This is a genomic window from Nocardia sp. SSK8 (assembly GCF_037034205.1).
Taxonomy (GTDB): Bacteria; Actinomycetota; Actinomycetes; order Mycobacteriales; family Mycobacteriaceae; genus Nocardia.
This window is the reverse complement of record NZ_JBAGKD010000008.1, coordinates 148,735-172,136: the sequence shown is the minus strand read 5'-3', so window position 1 is coordinate 172,136 and position 23,402 is coordinate 148,735. Positions and strand designations below refer to the sequence as shown.

Annotated in this window: 9 protein-coding genes; 4 read left to right on the top strand and 5 right to left on the bottom strand. The window is 71.9% G+C overall.

The features are described 5' to 3' along the window. The first annotated feature begins 1 nt into the window (after position 1). Genes WA675_RS17435 through WA675_RS17425 form a run of 3 tightly spaced genes read left to right on the top strand, consistent with a single transcriptional unit; the run spans position 2 to position 1,381 of the window. Positions 2-409, top strand: a complete 408-nt coding sequence (locus WA675_RS17435) for a roadblock/LC7 domain-containing protein (protein WP_278265697.1) — start codon at positions 2-4, stop codon at positions 407-409. An 11-nt stretch (positions 410-420) separates the two neighbouring features. Next, positions 421-795, top strand: a complete 375-nt coding sequence (locus WA675_RS17430) for a DUF742 domain-containing protein (protein WP_336085623.1) — start codon at positions 421-423, stop codon at positions 793-795. Further along, entirely contained in the window at positions 776-1,381 is a 606-nt protein-coding gene (locus tag WA675_RS17425; protein WP_336085622.1) for a GTP-binding protein, read from the top strand. Before WA675_RS17430 ends, WA675_RS17425 begins: the two co-directional genes overlap by 20 nt. 75 nt (positions 1,382-1,456) lie before the next feature. Here the strand turns inward: WA675_RS17425 and WA675_RS17420 are convergent, their stop codons facing one another. The 5 genes from WA675_RS17420 to WA675_RS17400 form a co-directional block, all read right to left on the bottom strand. Further along, complete coding sequence (locus tag WA675_RS17420; protein WP_336085621.1) at positions 1,457-2,317, bottom strand: SDR family NAD(P)-dependent oxidoreductase; 861 nt, start codon at positions 2,315-2,317, stop codon at positions 1,457-1,459. A 110-nt stretch (positions 2,318-2,427) separates the two neighbouring features. Further along, positions 2,428-2,838, bottom strand: a complete 411-nt coding sequence (locus WA675_RS17415; protein WP_336085620.1) for an NUDIX hydrolase — start codon at positions 2,836-2,838, stop codon at positions 2,428-2,430. Between the two features lie 22 nt (positions 2,839-2,860). Then, positions 2,861-3,340 carry a carboxymuconolactone decarboxylase family protein gene (locus WA675_RS17410; RefSeq protein WP_336085619.1) on the bottom strand — a complete coding sequence of 160 codons (480 nt, stop codon included), beginning with the start codon at positions 3,338-3,340 and terminating at the stop codon, positions 2,861-2,863. Continuing rightward, positions 3,337-4,416, bottom strand: coding sequence for an NAD(P)H-dependent amine dehydrogenase family protein (locus WA675_RS17405; RefSeq protein WP_336085618.1), 1,080 nt, complete (start codon positions 4,414-4,416; stop codon positions 3,337-3,339). Before WA675_RS17405 ends, WA675_RS17410 begins: the two co-directional genes overlap by 4 nt. A gap of 102 nt (positions 4,417-4,518) precedes the next feature. After that, complete coding sequence (locus tag WA675_RS17400; RefSeq protein ID WP_336085617.1) at positions 4,519-5,754, bottom strand: PucR family transcriptional regulator; 1,236 nt, start codon at positions 5,752-5,754, stop codon at positions 4,519-4,521. Positions 5,755-5,966: 212 nt separating this feature from the next. Here WA675_RS17400 and WA675_RS17395 point away from each other — a divergent pair, with 212 nt between their 5' ends. Continuing rightward, on the top strand, positions 5,967-23,396 hold the full coding sequence (locus WA675_RS17395) for an amino acid adenylation domain-containing protein (RefSeq protein ID WP_336085615.1): 17,430 nt from the start codon (positions 5,967-5,969) through the stop codon (positions 23,394-23,396). Positions 23,397-23,402 lie beyond the last annotated feature (6 nt).

The following is a 23,402-nucleotide window of genomic DNA, read 5'->3' as shown; positions in this document are numbered from 1 at the left end:
GGTGAACTCTTCCCACCCAGGTGATCTCAACTGGTTGCTCGACGATCTCGTCGATCGGCTGGCGGGGGTCCGCTACGCGGTCGTGCTGTCCACCGACGGGCTGCTGCTCGGTCGCTCCTCGCAGATGAAGCGCGAGGACGCCGAACATTTCGCCGCCATGTCGTCGACCCTCTACGGGTTGGCGCGCAGTGCGGGCAGCCGGTTCGACGGCGGCGGTGTGCGGCAAGCGGTGATCGAACTCGATCGCGCCGTCCTGTTCGTGACCTCCGCCGGGGACAACGCCTGCCTGGCCCTGCAGGCCACCGAGTCGGCGAATCTCGGCATGGTCGCCTACGAAATGAACCTCACCGTGCAGCGGGTCGGCAACTACCTGTCGACCGAGCCGCGGCACGGTCTGGCCGAACTCTAGGACGCGGCACCATGACTCGACTCGGCGATCCGTGGTTCGACGACGCGGCCGGACCTCTCGTCCGGCCGTACGCGGTGACCCGCGGCCGGACCATGGGTGCGGCGCACGATCTGGACATGCTCACAGTGGTGGTGGCGGTGCATCCCGCCCCCACCCTGCGACGCCCGGAACCCGAGTACGCGACGATCGCACAGCTGTGCAAGCGTCCGCAGTCGGTGGCCGAGGTCTCGGCCGTGCTGAAACTTCCTCTGGCGGTGACCAAGATCCTCGTCGGTGATCTCATCGGCGATGGCCACCTCATCTTCCGGGCTCCGGTACAGGCCGAGGCCGGTGCCGGTGACCTCAACGTATTGCGAGCGGTTCTGGATGGCATCCGAAAACTTTGACCCGACGTCCGCGGGCGGCCAGCACCTGGCCGCCTCGGTCAAGATCCTCATCGCCGGCGGCTTCGGCGTCGGCAAGACCACCATGGTCTCCTCGATCAGCGAGATCGCGCCGCTGCGCACCGAGGAGCTGATCACCGAGGTCAGCTCCGGTGTCGACGACCTGTCGGGGGTGGAGCAGAAGCACACGACCACCGTCGCGCTGGATTTCGGCCGGATCACCATCGACCGGGATCTGGTGCTGTACCTGTTCGGTACGCCCGGCCAGGACCGGTTCTGGTTCCTGTGGGACGAGCTGTGCCGCGGCGCGCTGGGCGCGATCGTGCTGGCCGACACCCGGCGGCTGAGCAATTCCTTCGCGGCGGTGGACTTCTTCGAACGGCGGGGGCTGCCGTTCCTGATCGCGGTGAACTGCTTCGACGGCGCGCCGCGCTACACCGTCGACGAGGTGCGCGACGCGCTCGACCTGGATCCCAACACCCCGGTGATCCTGTGCGACGCGCGCGACCGGCCCTCGGCCAAGGCGGTACTCACCCACCTGGTGGAGTACCTGATCGACCGCGCGACCCGCACCCCGGTCACCACCTAGCACCCGGCGGATCGTCCTCGACAACCCTCCTGCTCCGCGACGACGCGGGACAGGAGGGTCGACGTGTGTCCGGGGTCAGGCGGGATCGGGTGCGGCCACGGCGCGTTCGGCGGCGCGGCTGGTCTGCTCCCAGGCCGACCAGTCGGCCATCTTGGCGCGGGCGAGGTCGAAGGCCAGGTCGTAGACCATGTCGCCGAGCAGCAGGCGCAGCGGCGGGTTGTCGCTGCCGACCAGCTCCAGCAGCGCCTCGGCCGCCAGGCTCGGGTCGCTGTCGATGGAGCCCTCCGCCCACTGGGCCTCGAGCTGCGCGCGCAGCGGGGCGTAGGCCTCGATCGGCGTGGTGTTGCGCATGGCCGAGTACAGCTCGGTCCAGTAGCCGCCCGGCTGCAGGATGCTCACGCGCACACCGAATTCGGCGGCCTCCCTGGCCAGTGCCTCGCTCATGCCCTCGAGCGCGAACTTGCTGGCCGCGTACATGCCCGACAGCGGGAACCCGGCCAGGCCGCCGATGCTCGAGACCTGCACGATGTGCCCGGAGCCCTGCCGACGCAGGTGCGGTAGCACGGCCTGGCTGACCCACAGCGCGCCGAAGAAGTTCACCTCCATCTGTTCGCGGGCCTCGGCTTCGGTGAACTCCTCGATCATGCCCATCGACAGGGTGCCCGCGTTGTTGACGACGATGTCGATGGCACCGAAGTGGGCGACCGCGGCGTCGACGGCGGTGATCACCGCGGCGCGGTCGGTGACATCGAGGACCAGCGGCAGTACCCGGCCGGGCTGGGCCGCGGCGAGCTCGTCCAGCGCCGAGCCGGTGCGGGCCGCGGCGGCCACCCGGTCGCCCGCGGCCAGCGCGGCTTCGGCGAACGCGCGACCGAGGCCACGGCTGGCCCCGGTGATGAACCAGGTGCGAGGGGCGGTGGTAGCGGCGGTGCGCATGGCGAACTCCTTATCTAGACGAGACGGTCCGTCTCGTTCATGTACACCAGCATGCCGCGCGTCTCGACGGTTGTCAAGACGCAACGTCTCGTTTTATTTTCCGGGGCTGATTACCGGAGTGCGCCCGCCGCGGCGAGGTCGTCGAAGAGCAGCTGGTCCACCGGCGGCACCAGATCTCGATCGGCGGCCCCGAACCAGGCCAGCGCCTCGATCTCACTGCTGGCGGTGAGCACCCCGCGGTATTCGGCGGTGTAACAGGCCATCCGGACGACAGTCCCGTCGTGCCCAGGCACGCCCGCCTCGTAGGTGCCCACGTGCACGGCACTCTCGGGCGCGAGCTCGACGGCCAGCTCCTCGGCGACCTCCCGGACCAGCGTCTGCAGATCCGTCTCCCCGCCTTCCCGTTTACCGCCGGGAATGAAGAAGACGTCCTTGCCGCGAGGACGGCCGCACAGAATGCGCCCGTCCTCGATCAGGACCCAGGCCACCGTATCGATCAATGCAGGCGGGGAAGAAGCCACGACCCGCAGCCTAGCGCGGGGATCAGTGGCCGGGGAGGACGCAGGCGGTGTCGAGGCCGAGGACGCGGTTGAGGCGGCCGAAGGCGAGCCAGGAGCCGATGCTCATGCTGAGTTCGACGACCTCGGGTTGGGTGTAGTGCTCGAACATCCTGGCCCAGAACTCGTCGTCGAGGCCGTGGTGGTCGGTGGCGTAGCGTTCGGCGTATTCGGCGGCCAGGCGGGTACGTTCGTCGAAGCGGTCGGTGTCGCGCCAGTGCGTGACCGCCTCGGCGAACTCCTCCTCGACCTTGGTGCCGTCCCGTTCGGTGCGCCAGTCCTGGCAGAACAGGCAGCCGTTGATCTGCGCGATCCGCAAACGGGCGGCCTCGAATTCGCGCAGGCCGAGGGTGGAGTGCTCGTAGACCGACAGCGAGAACGCGGCGGCGGCGACGCCGATGCCGGGCACCATCTCGCCCCACACGTAGCCGATCGGATCCTTGCCCTGGGGAACGTCGATGATCATGATGTCTTCCTTCCGAGTTTGCCGACCGCGGCGCGCAGCGGCACATCGAGTGCGTCGTAGAGACCGGGTGCGGCCTGCGTCAGCCAGTCGATGGCATTGACCAATCGCCCCACCGCCGTGGCGTTTCCGCCCGCCGCGCGGTTGCCGCCCTCGTCGGAGGCCTCGATACTGACCTCGATGCGCGGACTGCCCTCGATGATCACCCGGTGCGCGCCGTCGCCGTCGGGCGGCATCGGCCAGTCCGGCGCGCAACTGGCGTGGATGCGGGTGACGTGCTCGATCACGATGCGCGGTTCACCCTCGACGATGCCCTGCACCTCGAAGCGCACCGCGCCCTGCGTGCCCGCCTCGAACTCGCCCATCTGCACCGTCTGCACGGTCGCATCCAGTGCCCGCCGGTCGACGGTCTCGCGGATCTCGTCGAGTTCGACGCCCAGCGCCCTGGCCATCAGCCGGATCTGCCCGCCCCACACCATGGTCGGCACCGAGGGCAGCAGCATCGGCGGCTGGTAGTCCATCGGCTGGCCCATGCCGACCAGATAGCGCACCGAGTCGGGCTGGTCGTAGGTGCAGTAGTCGAAGATCTCCTGGCAGCGCACCACGTCGATGCTCCCGGCGACGCCGCTGATCAACAGCGGCAGGACGTCGTTGCCCCAGCCGGGATCGACGCCGGAGACGAACAGCGAGCCGCCGCCCTCGGCGATCGCGGCCAGCACCGGCTCACGCATCTCGGCGGGCGCGTTGGACGGGTCGTAGAGGGCGTACAGCGCGGGGGTGACGACGACGGCGCCCGCGCGCAGGGCCCGGACGATATCGGCGAGCGCGTCGTCGGGGCGGATGTCGCCGGAGGCGGCGTAGACGACGGCGCGCGGGCCGGTGGCCAGCAGGGCGGCCACGTCACCGGTGGCCGCCACCCCCAGCGGGTCGTCGAGCCCGGCGAGCGCGCCCGCGTCGCGGCCGATCTTGTCCGGGTTGTGGACCAGCACACCGGTCAGTTCCAGAGCGGGATGGGCAGCCACGGCTCTGATGGCCGCACGGCCTACATTGCCGGTGCCCCAGACGATCGTGGGGATCATCGCGCGAGCGTAGCAAGCGCTTGGTTCGGTGTCCGGAATATCCGGAATCCGGTGGCCGGGAGAGAAAGACGTAACTGTGCGTCACGCACAAACCGGTGGGAGTCAGAATGTCCGGGTCAGCACCCGCGGGTACCAGCGGCACACGCCGAGGGCGAAGCGGATGTCGAAGGTGTCGGTGTCGACGGCGAGGCCGTAGCGGCCGGTGACCTGCTGGATGCGGTACTGCACGGTGTTGCGGTGCACGCCGAGCACGCGCGCGGTGCGCGAGTAGCTGTTGGACTCGGCCAGGAATACATCCAGGGTGTGGCGCAGCAAGGCCATCTTGGTGGTGTCGCGGGCCAGCGGGCCGAGAAGGCGCTCGACGACACCGGCGAGCTCGTCGGCGTCCTCGGTCAGCAGGGCGAAGGGCGCGACCGTGTCGAAGTCCACCACCGGCGGCGCGTCGGCACCGGCCGACACGGCCAGGGCCTTGGCCCGGCCCGCGCCGCGCGCGGAGCGGCGGAACCCGGCCACACCGTCCCCTGGTGGACCGAAGGCCACCCGGACCGGCAGCTCGGCGGCGCCGAGCGCGGCGGCGAGCTCGTCGATATCGACGGTCCCGCCCACCGGCAGCCACAGGCGCAGATCGCGCGCGCCGGTCGCCGAGGCCAGTTCGGCACCGCCCGCGCCCAGCCGCACCGACAGCACCTCGCGCGCCTGCTCGAGCGCGCGGACCGCATCGGGTCCGGGGGTGCTCGGCGCGGCCCACACCTCGGCGGCCAGGTGCCGCTGCTCGAGGCGGTAGCCCAGGGCGGTTTCGGCGGTCGCCACGTCGACGTCCTCGTCGCCGTCGAGCAGCCGGGCGATCCACTGCTGGCGGGCGGCCTGGCGGCTGCTGAGCCAGCGGTCGCGTTCGGCCTCGTAGATCCGGCCCATCGAGGAGTTGAGCCGGTCGAGGTAGGTGCCAGCGAACTCCAGCAGCTCGGCCACCCGGACGGCCTGATCACGCCCGGGGACGGCCAGCACGACCCCGATGGCGGCGTCGAGCAGACGGTACTGGCCGAGGCCGTAGGCGCGCAGCAGCACGGTCAGTGGCACTCCGCGCCGCGCCAGCCGCTGGGCATAGGCGGCCGCGGCGGCGGGCGGGACGACGGTGGCCGGATCGATATTGCTGGCGAGCACGTACTGCACCAGGCTGACGTTCTCGGCGATGCTGGCCGCGCGCAGCTCGGCCAGGTCGAAGGCCAGGTCGCGGACCGAGATGAGCTCCTCGGTGACCCGGATCAGCTCCTCGGTGATGGCGCCGACGCGGGGTCCCAGCGCCTGGCCCACCCAGACCAGCGATCCGTACGACGCCATGGCGCGCGCTCCCGTCCGTTGAACAAAAACCGTCCCCGTTATCGTGCCATCCGCACAAATTTCCGGCCGAGTTGGCACTCGGTGCCGCAGAACAGACCGGTCGTGTGGTCGGGACGCCCTGACCTGTGGTCTCATGGTCGCCGAATCCGGCCCGGGTTCGTTGATGCGGCACTGCCGCGGGCCCGTTGTGCAAGAAGGATGAAGTACCCCGGATGAGTGAAGTTCGCCGTGCGCCGCGAGGTCGAGGAAACCGCAAGCCGAGCACGCCGCTCTTCGCGCAGCTGCTGACCGCGGCGGTCGACACCGCGGGTGAGGCGGTCGCCCTGTGCTACTCCCCCGCGCACGGCGAACGCCGCACGCTCACCTACACCGAGCTCGACGAGTACTCCTCGCGGCTGGCCAGGGAGCTGATCGAGCACGGGGTCGGTCCCGGTGACGTGGTGGCGCTGGGGTTCACCCGCTCGATCGAATCGGTGGCGGCGGTCTGGGCCGTCGCCAAGACCGGCGCGGCCTATGTTCCGGTGGATCCGGGTCTGCCCGCCGACCGGATCGCCTATCTGCTGGCCGACTCCGGCGCCCGGCTCGGGCTGACCTGCGCGGCGCATCGCACCATGCTCGGCGAGTCGATCGCCTGGCTGGCGATCGATACCTCGCCGCGGCGCGAACGCGTCGCCGCGCGGCCCGCGCACCCGATCTCCTATCTGGACCGGGTGCGGGCGCTGACCGATCAGCACCCGGCCTATGTCATCTACACCTCCGGGTCGACCGGCAGGCCCAAGGGTGTGGTGGTGACCCACACCGGTCTCGGCGCGCTGGTCACCGCCGCGCGGGAACGCTACGACGTGCGCGCGGGCGACCGGGTGCTGCACGTGTGCTCGCCGAACTTCGATGTCTCGGTGCTCGAGCTGCTGGTGACCTTCCAGGCGGGCGCGACGCTGGTGATCTCGCCGCCGTCGGTGTTCGGTGGACCCGAGCTGGCCGCACTGGTGGACCGCGAGCGGGTGACGCACATGCTGATCACGCCCGCGGCGCTGGAATCGGTGGAGCCGGGCGGGCTGGACTCGCTGCGTTGCGTGGTGGTGGCCGGGGACGCCTTCGGGCCGGGGCTGGTCGAGCGCTGGGCGGTCGGCGAGCGGGCCTTCTTCAACGGTTACGGGCCGACCGAGGCGACGGTGCTGGCCACCGGCAGCGCGGCCTTGCGTCCGGGTGCGCCGATCACCATCGGGTCGGCCTTCCCCGGGGTCGGCGCGGTGGTGCTGGATGCCCGGTTGCGGCCGGTGCCGCCCGGCGTCGCGGGTGAGCTGTATCTATCGGGGCCCGCGCTGGCGCAGAGCTATCTGGGCCGCCCGGGACTCACCGCCGAGCGTTTCGTCGCCGCGCCGTTCGCCGGGGCGGGCGCGCGGATGTACCGGACCGGCGACCTGGTGCGCCGCACCGGGGACGGCGAGCTCGAATATCTGGGCCGCTCCGACTTCCAGGTGAAGATCCGCGGGTTCCGCGTGGAGCTCGGCGAAATCGACGTCGCCCTCACCGCGCATCCCGATCTCGACTACGCCGTCACGCTCGGGGTGACCGCCGATTCCGGTGCGACAGTGCTGGTTTCGTATGTGCTGGCCCGCCCCGGTGCCGAGATCGACACGGCGGAGGTGCTCCGCTTCGCCGGTGCCGCCCTGCCCGGCCACATGGTGCCGACGCTGCTCGTCGTCCTCGACGAGCTCCCGCTGACCCCGAACGGCAAGCTGGATCGCGGCGCTTTACCCGCACCGGTCTTCGGCGCGGCGGGCTCGCGGGCCCCGCGCGGACCGGTGGAGACGCGGATCGCCGAGCTGTTCACCCAGGTCCTGGGTGTGCGGGAGATCGGTGCCGAGGATTCGTTCTTCACCGCCGGTGGTGACAGCATCCTCTCGATCCAGCTGGTGACCCGGGCGCGGGCGGCGGGAATCGCGTTCACGCCACAGCAGGTCTTCGAACACCGGACCGTCGCCGGGCTGGCGCGAGTGGCCGAACTCGGTGGTGCGGCCACCCCCGCGCTGGCGGAATTGCCCGGTGGTGGGGTGGGCGAGATCCCGTTGACCCCGGTACTGGCCGGTGCGGTCGCGCACGGGGAGATGCCCCGGCGATTCAGTCAGCAGATGGTGCTCGCGCTGCCCGAGGGGATCGATCGCGCCGGGCTTGTCGCCGTACTCACCGCGATCCTCGACCACCACGATCTGCTGCGGGCACGCCTGCGGCAGATCGACGGACAGTGGCGGCTGCATGTCCCGCCACCGGGATCGGTCGAGGTCGATGACCTGCTCGTGCACCACGAAGTCCCGACGGGAACCGACACCACCGACCTGCACACGATCGCCACAGCGGCCATGGAAGCCGTTCTCGCGCAGCTGGATCCGATGTCGTCGCGGATGATCGCGTTCGCTCGGCTTTCGCGTGCCGACGGACCGGACGCGCTGATCGTGGCGGCCCATCACGCGGTGATCGACGGGGTGTCCTGGCGCGTCCTGCTGCCGGATCTGGTCACGGCGTGGGCGCAGTATCGCGCCGGTCAGCCGATCGCGCTGCCGCCGGTGGGCACCTCGTTCCGCCGGTGGGCGCACGGTCTCGCCGACGTGGCCGCTGATCGCCGACCCGAACTCGAATACTGGCGCGGTGTTCTCGCCGTCGCGGACCCGCTGCTGGGTGCCCGGCCGCTGGATCCCGTCGTGGACACCGCCGCGACCGTGCGCACCTTCTCGGTCGAGGTGCCCGCCGAGATCACCCACGCGCTGCTCACCGAGCTGCCCGCCCGCTATCGCGCGGGCGCCGAGGACGGTCTGCTGGCGGCGCTAGCCCTGGCCACCCGCACCTGGCGGGCCCGGCGCGGGCTCGACGTGTCCGCGACCCGAGTGCGTCTGGAAGGGCACGGCCGCGAGGAAGCCGCGGTGCCCGGCGCCGATCTGACCCGCACGGTCGGCTGGTTCACCACCATGTATCCGGTCGCGCTCGATCTGGCCGGGATCGACCCCGAAGCCGCGTGGCAGGGCGGGGCCGCCACCGCCGCCGTGGTGAAGGCGGTCAAGGAACAGCTGCTGGCGGTGCCGCACAAGGGCATCGGCTTCGGCCTGCTGCGGCATCTGGACGACGGGTCGGCCGGGACGCTCGACGGCCCGCTCGGCCAGCTCGGCTTCAACTATCTGGGCCGCGTCGCCGCGGGTGACGCGCCCGCCGAGCACGAGTGGCTGCCCACCGCCGAATGGGGTGAGCCCGCCGCCGAGCAGGATCCGGCGCTGCCCGCCGCCGCCGTGATCGATATCAACGCCCTGGCCATCGGGACCGCGAGCGACCTGCGGCTGCGGGCCTCGTTCTCCTACGCGGCCGGGATCGTCGACGAGGCGTCGGCGCGGGAGCTGGCCGAGTGCTGGACGGCGGCGCTGACGGTGCTCGCCGACCATCTCCACCATCCGGCGGCCGGTGGTCTGACGCCCGCCGATGTGCCGCTGGTGCGCGTCGACCAGCACGAGCTGGATGCCTGGCACGCGGCCCGGCCCGGGCTCAGTGATGTGCTGCCGCCCGCGCCGTTGCAGCTCGGGCTGCTGTTCCTGGCCCAGATGTCCACGGCGGACCCGTATCTCGTGCAGCTGGCCGTGGAATTGTCGGGCACGGTGGACACCGAACGGTTGCGCCGGGCCGCGCAGGCGGTGCTCGACCGGCACGCCATCCTGCGCACCGCCTTCGGGACCTGTTCCGCGGGCACGCCGGTCGGTTTCGTCGTCGACGGGGTGGCGGTGCCGTGGCGGGTCGTCGAGACCACCGCGACCGACCCCGCGGAGCTGCTGGCCGCCGAGGCACGCGTCGGTTTCGACCTGTCCGCTCCGCCGCTGCTGCGATTCACCGTGTACCGCACGGCCACCGGCACCACCCACCTCCTGCTGACCGCCCATCACCTGCTGGTGGACGGCTGGTCGATGCCGTTGCTCATGCGCGAACTGCTGGTCTGCTACGCCGCCGACGGCACCGCCGCACTGCTCCCCCCGGTCCGGCCGTATCGCGATTACCTGGTCTGGCTCGACCGCCAGGATCGCGACGCCGCCCTGCGAGCCTGGTCCGACGCGCTGGCCGGGCACACCCCCACGCTGCTCGCCCCGGCTCTCGCCGTACCCGCGCATCCGTCGACCGGGTTCGGCACGTCGACCGTCGAACTGTCGCGCGCCGAGGCCGAGGTGCTCGCGCGCTGCGCCGCCACCCACGAGGTCACGGTCAATACGCTGTTCCAGGCGGCGTGGGGACTGGTTCTCGCCGCCGCGCTCGGCCGCGACGATGTCGTGTTCGGCGCGGTGGTCTCGGGCCGCCCACCCCAGCTCGACGGTGTCGACGCCATGGTGGGCTTGTTCGCCAACACCGTGCCGGTGCGGGTCATCGCCACCGCCGCACTGCCCCTGCGCACTCTGCTGACGCAGGTCCAGGCCGCACAGGTCGCCGTCCTCGACGGACATCACCTGGGACTCACCGACATCCAGCGCGCCGCGCACACCGGCGACCTGTTCGACACCCTCCTGGCCTTCGAGTCCTACCCCGTCGACACCGAGGGCCTGCGCGACGCCCACGGCGCCCTCGACGGCCTCGCCATCACCGGCGTCACCGCCGCCAACGCCACCCACTACCCGATCGCCGTCGGCATCGAAGTCGGCGACGGCATCCGCATCGGCCTCCAATACCGCCGCGACACCATCGATCCCCCCATCGCCGACGCCCTCACCCACCACCTCCACACCGCCCTCCACACCCTGGTCCACACCCCCGACCACCCCACCACCACCCTCCTCGACACCCTCGCCCGCACCGACACCCCCCTAGCCCGCCTCGCCCACTGGCGCACAATCCTCACCGACCTCCCACCCACCCTCACCCTCCCCACCGACCGCCCCCGCCCGAGAACCAGCGAAAGCCGTCCCGGAGAACACCCCGCCCCGGGCACCCCAAGCACCTTCGTGACCCCGGCAACCCCAGCGACCACCGCATCCACCGCGTCCACCGCGTCCACCGCGTCCACCGCGTCCACCGCGTCCACCGCGTCCACGGACGAGCATGTCCCCGTCGACATCCCGGTCAACATCCAGCACCCCGACCGCCATCTAGCCGAATCCACCGGCACTACGGCGCTTACGACGTCCACGCCGACCACTGGATCCACCGCGACCCCAGCGTCCTGGACGCCCCATGCCTCCACGACGTTCACTGCGCCGACAGCGTCCACGGACGAGCATGTCCCCGTTGACATCCCCGCTGACGTCCAGCACCGCATCCGCGATCTCGCCGATTCCACCGGCGCTGCGGCGTCTACGATCGCCCACGTCGCCTTCGCCGTCCTCTTGGCCCGCCTCTCCGGCACCGATGACATCGCCATTGCCACCCCGTCCCCCGCGACCGGACACCTCCTTCCCCTGCGACTACGCGTCGACAGTGCCCGCCGCGTCACCGATCTCCTCGCCGACGCCGTCACCGCCACCCGCCGCACCTTCCTCCACCAACACCTCTCCCCCACGGAAACGGCGGCCCTGCGCATCCCGCAGTCCGGCGATGCCGAGGGTGACCGGGTTGTCGGCGACACCGGCACCGCGCCGCTCGAACATCTCGCCGAGTCCGTCCACCGAGGGCGAGCCGGGTACGTAGTCAGCGCCATGCTGATCACCGGACCACCGCCTGCCGCACACCTGGCTCCCCGGCTCCTGCGCACAGACACCGATGAGAAGACTGGAAGCCTCGACGGACGCTGCGCGGTCGAGCCGGAATCCACCGCCTACGAGCACGACGGACAGCTGCCCGGTTCCGCCGCTACCACCACCGAATCCGCCCCGGTCACCGCCGCGACGACCGAATACAGACCGACCACCACGACCACCGAATCCGCACCCACCACCATCGCACCCACCACCACCGCGACCCGCGAACCCGGACACCACACCGGCGGCCTTCACTGCGTGCCGAATCCCGCACCGATCGGCGCCGAGGCCGACCGCATGGCGCAGGAACCACTCATCGATGCGACGCAGTGCGAACTGGCACTCATCGTCCGGACAGCATCCGAGGGCACCCTGACCGCCGAATTGGCTTATGCCGCCGCACTGTTCGACCGGAGCACGGCCTCGGTGTTCGCCCAGCGCCTGGTGCGGCTGCTTGCGGAGATGTCCGACCGGCCGCGGGCAGCGGTCGGTGACCTGGTCTTCCTCGACCCGGCGGAAGCGGCGACGCTCACCGCGCGCACGGTCGACGCCGGTCTCGACCCGGTGCTGTTCCCCGACCTGGTGGCACAGGGTGTGGCGCTCGGTGCGGACCGGATCGCGATCCGCTACCGGGGTGGCTCGATCACCTACGGCGAATTCGATGCGCGCAGTGCGCGACTGGCGCGTGAGCTCATCTCGCGCGGAGTCGGCCCCGAGGTGCCGGTCGTCGTCGCCCTGCCACGATCGGCCGAGCTGGTGATCGCGGCGGTGGCGATCGCCAAGGCCGGTGGCGTGTACGTGCCGGTGGACCCGAACTATCCCGCCCACCGTCTCCGCCACCTGATCACCGATTCGGGCGCGGCCGTGGGCATCACCTCCTCCGCGCACCACGAACGCCTCGCCGGGCACCGCGCCGCCCCGGCGGTCGACGCGCCCGCTCGGGCATCCGCACTCCATCGGACCCCAGGAGGACCTCAACCGGCGCTGGGCAATACCGCGCTCACGCACGCCGCACACGGCGATCCCGCCGACGTGCTCCGGTCCGCTTCCGACGAACCCGGCCCTGCCCAGGTGGTCCCCGCGAACCCGCAGCCGGGCGACAGCGAGCTCGTCTGGCTGTCCCTCGATGACCCCGCCCTGGGCGCATCCTGCGCCGCGCGCCCGGCCACTCCGGTGACCGACGCCGACCGCCGCGCACCCTTGCGCGTCCAGCATCCCGCCTATGTCATCTACACCTCGGGCTCGACCGGTCTGCCCAAGGGCGTCACCGTCACCCATGCGGGGCTGAGCAGTCTGCTCGCCGAGGCGACGCAGCGCTACGCCCTCACCGCCGAACACCGGTTCCTGCACGTCTGCTCGCCGAGTTTCGACCCGTCGGTCCTGGAATGGCTGTGCGCGTTCGCGACCGGGGCGACGCTGGTGATCGTGCCCGCGGAGATCACCGGTGGTGTGGAGCTCGCCGAGGTCATGGCGGCCGAGACCGTCACCCATGCCATCATCACACCCGCCGTCCTGGGCACCCTGGACCCGGCGGCTGTGGACTCGCTCGCGGTGGTCTCGGTCGGTGGTGATGTGACCACGCCCGAGCTGCTCGCGGCCTGGCAGCCGGGGCGCCGGTATCTGAACGGGTACGGCCCGACGGAGACCACGATCATCTCCGCCTACGCGGAACTCACTGCCGGGCAACCCATCTCGATCGGCACCCCGGTCCGCGACACGCACGCGCTCGTGCTCGACACCCGGCTGCATCCGGTGCCGAACGGTGTCACCGGTGAGCTCTACCTGGCCGGTCCCGCACTGGCGCGGGGATACCACCGGCAGCCGGGCACGACCGCGGCCCGCTTCGTCGCCGATCCGTTCGGCCCGCCCGGCACCCGCCTGTATCGTACGGGCGATCTGGTGCGCCGACGTCCCGACGGCGAACTCGACTATCTCGGCCGGGTGGACACCCAGCTCAAGGTGCGCGGATTCCGGATCGAACCGGGCGAGGTCGATGCCGTGCTCACCGGACACCCGGAGGTCGCGACGGCGGTCACCGTCGGCCGCTCGACCTCGACCGGGGCCACGACACTGGTCGCGTATGTTATTGCCGCACCGCATCATTCACCCGACCCGGCCGCGCTCACCAGGTTCGCGTCCGAGCGCCTCCCCGCGCACCTGGTGCCCTCGGCGATCGTTCTCCTCGACACCCTGCCACTGACCACCAACGGCAAACTCGACCGCGCCGCCCTCCCGGAACCCGCCGTCACGACCACCCCCACCCGGGCTCCGCGGGGCGAGCGAGAGACCCTCCTCGCCACCCTGTTCGCCCAGGTCCTCGGTGTGGTGTCGGTCGGCGTGGACGATTCGTTCTTCGCCCTCGGCGGCGACAGTATCCTGTCGATCCAGCTGGTCTCGCTCGCCCGCGCGGCGGGCTTGGTCCTCACCACGCGCGCGGTCTTCGAGCACCGCACCGTCGCGAAACTCGCCGAGATCGCCACCCTCGACGGACCGTCGATCACCACGCTCGCGGAACTCCCCGGCGGCGGCATCGGCGAGATCACCCCGACCCCGGTGCTGGCCGAATTCCTCACTGGCGGCGGCAGTGACCGCTTCGCCCAGACCATGACCCTGGCGCTCCCCGAGGGCATCGACCGGCCCGGTCTGCTCGCCGTGCTCGACGCCGTCCTGCGCCACCACGACATGCTGCGCTCCCGGCTCCACCACGATGGACAGGACTGGCGCTTCGAGGCACTCGGGCCCGAGACCGTCGACGCGGACAGCCTGGTCACCGAACTCGACGCGCCCACCGGTGCCGATCTGTCCCGGATCGGCAGTGCCGCACTGGATTCGGCGCTGTCCGCGCTGAACCCGGCCGAGGGCCGGATGTTCGCCTGCACCTGGATCCGCCGCACCGACGCCCGCGATGTGCTCGCCGTGGCCGCCCACCATTACGCGATCGACGGGGTGTCCTGGCGCATCCTGCTGCCCGATCTGGTGCTGGCCTGGGCGCAGTACGCCGCCGGACAGCCGATCGCGCTGCCCCCGGTGGGAACCTCGTTCCGCTGCTGGGCCCACGGCCTGAGCCGGGCCGACCGGCGTGCCGAAATCGACTACTGGCGTGAGGTACTCGCCGCACCCGACCCCTTGCTCGGCGAACGTGCCCTGGACCGGACCCTCGACACCGAGTCGACCCTGGCCTCGGTGACGGTCCGGGTCCCGGCGGAGGTCACCGAGGCGGTACTCACCACGCTGCCCGCCCTGTACCGCGCCGGTGCCGACCACGCCCTGCTCGCCGCGCTGGCGCTGGCGGTGCGCGACTGGCGCGCCCGCCGCGGCGTCCACGCCGACACCCTGCGCCTGCGCGTCGAGAGCCACGGCCGCGAGGAAGACCTCCTGCCCGGCGCCGACCTGACCCGCACCGTCGGCTGGTTCACCAGCATCCACCCGGTCCTCCTCGACCTGACCGCGACCACCGCCGACGACCTGGCGACCACCCTGCGCGCGGTCAAGGAACAGCTCCGCGCGGTCCCCGGCAACGGCATCGGGTTCGGCCTGCTGCGGCACTCGCAGGCCGGATCGGCCGACCTGGGCACCACTGGCCTCGGCCAGATCGGCTTCAACTACCTCGGTCGCGCGACCACCCCGGCACACCCCGGCGGCGACGAATCCTGGCTGCCCACCGCCGATCTCGGCGAACTCAGCGTCGACTACGACCCGGCATTGCCCGCCGATGCGGTCATCGATATCACCGCGATCGCCGTCGCCACCGGCGACGGACCTCGCCTGCAAGCCGAGTTCCGCTATGCCACCGGCATTCTCGACGAGCCCGCCGTGCGCGAGCTGGCCGACATCTGGACCGCTACCCTGGCCGTCCTCGCCGACCACACCCACGATGCCGCGGCCGGGGGTCTCACCCCGTCGGATATCGCGCTGGTGCGGGTCACCCAAGCCGATCTCGACACCTGGCGCGGCCGCTACCCCGCCCTGGCGGAGGTGCTGCCGCTCTCGCCGCTGCAACAGTCGCTGCTGGCGCTGGACGAACTGCTCGACGAATCGGTGCACGCCTACGTCATCCAGCTCGTCGCCGACCTCACCGGTCCGCTCGACCTCGACCGGCTGCGCCGTGCCGCCGACACCGTCCTGGCCCGGCACGCGAACCTGCGTTCGGCCTTCGTCACCGCGGCCGACGGCACGCCGGTGCAGCTGGTCACCGAACACCTGCGCGCGCCGCTGCGAGTGGTCGACGACCTCGGCGAGGGCGAGCTCCCGGCATTGCTGGTCGCCGATCAGCACGCGGGCTTCGATCCGGAACTGGCGCCGCTGCTGCGATTCACGGTGTACAGCACCGGTTCCGGACGGCACCACCTGGTGCTGACCGGGCATCACATCCTGCTCGACGGCTGGTCCATGCCGCTGCTCATGAAGGAACTGCTGGTCCTCTACGCCACCGACGGCGACGCCACCCCGCTCCCGGCGGTGCGGCCCTACCGCGACTATCTCGCCTGGCTCACCCGCCAGGACCGGACGCTGGCCGAACGCGCCTGGGCGGAGTCCCTCGCCGGAGTGCGCCCGACCGTGCTCGCGCCCGAACTCACCTGGCCCCCGGCCACCGGCACCGGTTTCGGCCTGTGCGAGTTCACCCTCGACGCGGCCCGCACCGGCGCCCTCACTGCGCTGGCCGCCACGGCCGAGGTCACCGCGAACACCGTGTTCCAGACCGCGTGGGGCCTGGTCGTGGCCGCGACCACCGACGCCACCGACGTGGTCTTCGGCGCGACCGTCTCCGGCCGTCCGCCGCATCTCGACGGGGTCGGCGAGATGATCGGCCTGTTCGTCGACGCGATCCCGGTCCGGGTGCGCGTCGACGGCACCGCGCGCGAGCTGCTGCGCGCGGTCCAGACCGAACAGGCCGCCCTGCTCGACCACCACCACCTCGGTCTCGGCGCGATCCAGCGAGCTAGCGGCCTCGGCGAACTCTTCGACACCATGCTGGCCTTCGAGTCCTTCCCCGTCGACGTCGAAGGACTCCGCCGAGCCGGTGGCGCACTCGGCGACCTCCACATCGACGACCTCCGCGGCGCCGACCACACCCACTACCCCCTCACCATCCTGGTCTTCCTCGGCACCACCACCCAGGTCCAGGTCAAATACCGCCGCGACCTGGTCTCCGACCCCGCCGCCCAGGCCGTCACCAACCGCCTCCGCACCGCCCTGGACGCCCTCGTCACCCACCCGGACACCCCCGCAGCGCGCCTCGCCGACCAACTGGGCACCGCCCCGGACAGCACAGCGGCACACCCCACCGTGCAGCCCGGCGAGACTCCGACCGACGCGGCCGCACCGCCGATCGACCAACTCGGCGCGACTCCGACTGACCCGGCGGCACCGCTGATCGACCAACTCGGCGCGACTCCGACCGACCCGGCGGCACCGGTCACCGATCAACGCGGCTCAGCCCAGGCCGACCCGCTCACCCGCTCTCGTTTCTGGCGGCGGACTCTCGCGGGTCTGCCCGGCCCGCTGGGCCTGCCCGGTGGGAAAACCGGCACCGACCACGCTCGGGTGACTCTGCCTCCGGCTGTGCGCCGGGATCTGCACCGGTTGGGCGAGTCCGCGGGCGTGACCTGGTCGGCCCTGGTGCGCTCGGCGCTGGCGGTGGTGCTCGCGCGCCTCAGCGGCACCGACGACATCGTGATCGCCGCCACCACACCGCAACCCCTTATCGTCCGCACCGGCGTCGACCTCGCCACTCCTTTCACCGACCTGCTCGCTCGGGCCCACCGCGCCGAAGCGGCGGCACTCGCGCACGCCGGGATCCCCCTCGGCGAACTGGCCGCGCTCCTCGGCCACAACCACTCCCTGAGCCAGGTAACCCTCGACGGCCACGGCCAGAACCGGGTTGCCTTCGACGGCCACGTCCATGACCCGGTCCGCCCCGACGACCACGGCCAGAAGCCGGTCTCCCCCGACAGCGACGGCCGCGTTCACGCCCGGAGTCAAGTGACGTTCCACAGCGCGAACTCCCCCACGCCGGACACCGATCTCGCCGTGCTGGCACCCGAGACCGGCACTCACCTCGAAATATCCTGCGCCGCAGGGTTTGCCGATGCCGAGGAGCTCGGCAGCCGCCTGCTCACCATCCTGACCGCGATCGCCCGCGCCCCGCACACGCCGGTGGGTGATCTCCCGGTGACCACCCGCGCCGAACACGCCACCCTGCTCGCCCTCGGTGACGTTCCCGCGCCGCCGACGCGGGCCACCCTGCCCGAACTGCTCGTGCGTGGCACCGGGTACGGCCAGCACCGGATCGCCGTGCGGGATCAGGGCCGGACCTACACCTACGGCACGCTCGACGCCGAGTCCGCCCGGCTCGCCCGGGTGCTCGTCGCGGAGGGTGTCGGGCCGGAAACCGTGGTGGCCGTGGCTGTTTCCCGGTCGTATGCGTCGATTCTCGCGTTGTGGGCGGTGGCGAAGGCGGGCGGGGTGTATGTGCCGGTCGACCCGAATTATCCCGCCGACCGGGTCCGGCACATGCTCACCGACTCCGGCGCGAGCCTCGTGCTCACCGTCACCGCGCAGGCCGGTGCACTGCCCGTCGACACCTCCACCGGCCTGCCCCCGGTGCGGCGGCTGGTCCTCGACGATCCGGCCGTGCGGGCCAGGATCGCGGCCGAATCCGCGACCCGCGTCCGCGACCGGGACCGCCGGGCACCGCTGCGCCCGGACCACGCCGCCTATGTCATCTACACCTCCGGTTCCACCGGACGGCCCAAGGGCGTCACCGTCACCCACGCCGGGCTCGGCGCCCTCATCGGGCATTCGGCCGCACTGATGGACCTGCGCCACGAGCACCGGATGTTGCATGTCTGCTCACCCAGCTTCGACCAGTCGATCGAGGAGATCACCACCGCCTTCCACCGCGGCGCCACCCTCGTCGTCGCGCCGCCGGACACCGTCGGCGGTGCCGAGCTCGAGGACCTGCTGCGCGCCGAACTGGTGACCCACACGATCATCACGCCCGCACTGCTCAGCACCCTGAATCCCGCTGCCCTCCCGGACCTGACCTGCGTGTCGGCCGGTGGCGAGGCGACCACCGGTGAGCTACTGGCCGCCTGGCAGCCGGGCCGCCGCTTCCTGAACGGCTACGGCCCGACCGAGGCGACCATCGGCACCAGCTACGCCCGGCTGCGCGCCGACGCGCGGGTCACCATCGGCAGGCCCGTCCCGGGCGCGCACGCGATGGTCCTCGACGAGCGGCTGCGACCGGTGCCGGTGGGCGTCACCGGGGAGCTGTATCTGGCCGGGCCCGCACTGGCCCGCGGCTATCGCGGGCGCGGCGCGGCGACGGCGGAGCGGTTCGTCGCGAATCCGTGGGCCGGGCCCGGCGAGCGGATGTACCGCACCGGCGATCTCGTCCGCTGGGTGCCCGATACGCACGAACTGGAATACCTGGGGCGTGGCGATTTCCAGATCAAGATCCGTGGCTTCCGGATCGAGCCGGGCGAGGTCGACGCCGTGCTGCTGCGGCACCCGCGCATCGGTTTCGCGCTTACCGTGGGGGCGCCGAATCCGGCCGGGGAGACCGCGCTGGTCTCCTATGTGACCGGGCGCGAGCTCGATCCCGCCGCGGTGGCCCGCTGGTCGGCGGCGCTGCTGCCCGCGCACCTGGTGCCCGCGGCGGTGGTCGTGCTGGACCGGGTGCCGGTGTCGGCGGCGGGCAAGGTCGACCGGGCCGCGCTGCCCGCACCGGTGTTCGCCACCCGCCCCTACCGCGAGCCCGCGCCGGGCACCGAACGTCTGGTGGCCGAGGTGTTCGCCGAGCTGCTCGGGGCCGACCGGGTCGGCGCCGACGACGATTTCTTCGAGCGCGGCGGCAACTCCCTGCTGGCCACCCGGGTCACCGCGCGGCTCGGTGCCGCCGTGGACGTGCGCGTTCCGGTGCGGGTGCTCTTCGCCGCCCCGACCGTCGCCGAGTGCGCCCGCGAGATCACCCGATTGACCCGTGCGGACCGCCGTCCCGCGCTGCGCGCCCGCCCGCGCCCGGACCGGCTGCCGCTCTCGCCCGCCCAGCAGCGCATGTGGTTCCTCAACCGCTTCGACACCGGCACCGCCGCCTACAACATCCCGGTGGTGCTGCGTCTCACCGGCGCGCTCGACATCGCGGCCATGCGGTCGGCCTTCGCCGATGTGGTGGCCCGGCACGAGATCCTGCGCACGGTCTACCCGGCCGTGGACCACACGCCGACACAGGTCGTGCTGCCCGTCGATCATCCCGAGATCCCCGGACTGCGTATCGACGACACCACTACCGATATCGGCAGTGCCGTGGTGCATCTGGTGTCCACCACCTTCGACGTCACCGCCGAGGTTCCGTTGCGGGCCACGCTGTTCACCGCCGACCCGGCCGGGTTCGTGCTCGCCCTCACGGTGCACCACATCGCCGCCGACGGCTTCTCCGGCGGCCCCCTCACCCGCGACCTGGTGACGGCCTACATCGCACGCGCCCACTGCAATTCACCCGCCTGGCCGCCGCTGGCCATGCAGTACGCCGACTACGCGGTCTGGCAGCAGGCACTGCTCGGCGACGACACCGACCCCGATTCCCTCGGCGCCGCCCAGCTCACCTACTGGCGCGAGGCCCTGGCCGGGCTGCCCGATCAGCTCGACCTCCCCCGCGACCGGCCGCGCCCCGCGGTCCAGTCCTACGCGGGCGGCCGGGAACCGTTCACCCTCGACACCGCCACCCACGCCGCGCTCACCGAACTGGCCCGGGCGCACGGGGCGACGCTGTTCATGGCCGTGCACACCGCGCTGGCCGTGGTGCTGTCCGGGCTGTCCGGCACCACCGATATCGCCATCGGCACGCCGGTCGCCGGACGCGGCGAGGCGGTGCTCGACGAGCTCATCGGCATGTTCGTCAACACCCTGGTCTTCCGCACCCGGGTCGACGGCGCGGCGAGCTTCACCGAGCAGCTCGTGCGCCAGCGCGACGCGGACCTGGGCGCCTTCGCGCACGCCGACGTGCCGTTCGAACGTCTGGTGGAGGTCCTCGACCCCGCCCGCTCCACGGCCCGGCATCCGCTGTTCCAGGTGGGTCTGTCGTTCCAGAACCTGGCCGAGGTGCGGATGGCACTGCCCGAGGTCGAGGTCGAGTCGGTTGAGCTGGACCGGGCGCTGTCCCAGTTCGATCTGCATCTGATCCTGGCCGACCGCTACACCGCCGACGGCACGCCCGCCGGGATCACCGGCTACTGCACCTACGCCACCGACCTGTTCGACGGGGCGACCGTGCGCGGATTCCTGGACCGGCTGGCCCGCTTCGTCACCGCGGTGGTCACCGAACCGGGCGCGCCCCTGCACACCCTCGACCTGCTCGCCCCGGCCGAGCGGGCGACCATCCTCGATACCTGGAATCGCACGGCCCGGTCCCGGGAGAGCGCCACCACCCTGCCCGCGCTGCTGGCCGCGACGGTCGTCGCCACCCCGGACGCACCGGCGCTGGTCGCCGAGGACCGGCACTGGAGCTATGCCGACCTGGGTGCGCGGGTCCATCGCCTGGCCCGGTATCTGGTCGCGGCCGGGGTCGGCCCGGAATCGCGGGTGGCCCTGGCATTCCGGCGCTCCCCCGAGCTGGTGGTGGCCATGTACGCGGTCGCGGCCGCCGGTGGCGCGTATGTGCCGATCGATCCCGAGCAGCCCGCCGCGCGGACCAGGTACCTGCTCGAGGCGGCCGCGCCGGTGCTCGTCCTCACCGACGCCGCCACCGGTTTCGCGGCCGACGGCGCGCCGGTGCGGGTGGTCGACCGGCTCGATCTCTCGGTCTACGACGACGCCCCGCTCACCGATCGCGATCGCCGCGCGGTCCTGCGCCCGGCGAACACCGCCTACGTCATCTTCACCTCCGGCTCGACCGGACGGCCGAAGGGCGTGGCGGTGTCCCATGCCGCCATCGTCAACCAATTGCGCTGGAAGACCGCCGAATTCGGGCTCACCGCCGGGGATGCCGTGCTGTTGAAGACGGCGGCCACCTTCGATCTGTCGGTGTGGGAGTTCTGGTCGGCGGCGACGTGCGGCGGTCGCCTGGTGCTCGCCGCACCCGGTGGGCATCGCGATCCGGCCTACCTCGCCGAGCTGATCGACCGCACCGGGGTCACCACCCTGCACGCGGTGCCCTCCCTGCTGGAAGCCCTACTCACCGTGCGGATTCCGGGCACGCTGCGCCGGATCCTCGCCATCGGCGAGGCCCTGTCCCCGGCCCTGGCGCGCCGGATCGTCACCGCCGCACCGCGACTCGCGCTGTTCAATGTGTACGGGCCCACCGAGGCCGCGGTCTCGATCACCAGCCATCGCGTGGACGCCGCCGACACCGTGAGTGTGCCGATCGGCGCGCCGGTCTGGAACAGCCGCGTCTACGTCCTGGACGCGTGGCTGCGGCCGGTGCCGGTCGGCGTCCCCGGCGAGCTGTATCTGGCCGGAACCCAGCTCGCCACCGGCTATCTGGGCCGCCCCGACCTCACCGCCGAACGATTCGTCGCCAACCCGTTCGACCCGGGCACCCGGCTCTACCGCACCGGCGACCTCGCCGCCTGGACCCCCGCGGGTGACCTGGACTATCGCGGCCGCACCGACTTCCAGCTCAAGATCCGGGGCTTCCGGATCGAGACCGGGGAGATCGACGCCGTGCTCGCGGAACGTCCCGAGATCGGCGCCGCGGTCACCCTCGGACGGACGAACCAGGCGGGGGCGACCGTGCTGGTCTCCTATGTCGTGCCCGCATCGGGCCACCCGGTGGTCGCCGAGGACGTCCTCGCCTGGGCCACCCGCGCCCTGCCCACTCACCTGGTGCCCAACACGGTCGTGGTCCTCGACAGCCTCCCGCTGACCGCCCACGGCAAACTCGACCGCGCCGCCCTGCCCGCCCCCGACCTCGCCGTCCGGGCCTATCGCGCCCCCGGCTCCGCCGTCGAACGGACCGTCTGCGAGATCTTCGCCGAGGTCCTGCGGGTCGACCGGGTCGGGCTCGACGACCACTTCTTCGAACTCGGCGGCACCTCGCTCAGCGCCACCCGGCTGGCCGCCCAGCTCGGCGAGGCCGTGGCGGCGACCGTTCCGGTCACCTGGATCTTCACCACGCCCACCCCGGCCGGGCTGCTCACGAGCCTGCGGGCGGCGGGCGCCGACAGCGCGGGCACCGACGCGGCCTTCGATGTGCTGTTGCCATTGCGTACCACCGGCAGCCGCGAACCGCTGTTCTGCGTGCACCCGATCGGTGGTGTGGCCTGGTCGTTCAGCGGTCTGGCCGCCCACCTCGACCCCGACCGCCCGCTCTACGGCTTGCAGTCCCCGGCCCTGAGTTCGGCGGAGCCGCTGCCGGATTCCATCGAGGAGTGGGCGCGGCTCTACGTCAAGCATCTGCGCGCGGTCCAGGCCGAAGGCCCGTACCACCTGCTGGGCTGGTCGCTGGGTGGCGTGCTCGCGCACGCCATGGCGGTGCAGTTGCAGGCCGAGGGCGAGCAGGTGGCGCTGCTGGCCATGCTCGACAGCACCCTCACCTGCGCCGTGCCCGCGCGCAGCGGCACCGTCACCACCGCCGACCTGCTCGGCGGATTCACCGGTGACACCGGCGAACTCGACGCCGCCGCCGACCTACCTGACCTGGCCCGGCGGCTGGCCGAGCACGCCGGTCCGCTCGCGACGCTGGGCCCGGACCGCATCGAACGCCTCCTCACCACCGCGCTCGACGCGCTCCCCCTCGACGCCGCCTACCGCCCACGCCCGTTCGACGGCGACCTCGTCTTCTTCACCGCCGCCGCCGACGACCCGACCGGCACCACCGCCGCGGACTCGTGGACCACCGCCCTCACCGGCACCGTCCGTAACCACCTGGTCCCCGCCACGCACTGGCGGATGACGGACCCGGCCGCGCTCGCGACGATCGCCGCCGCGCTCCGGGAACGGTGGTGACCGCGG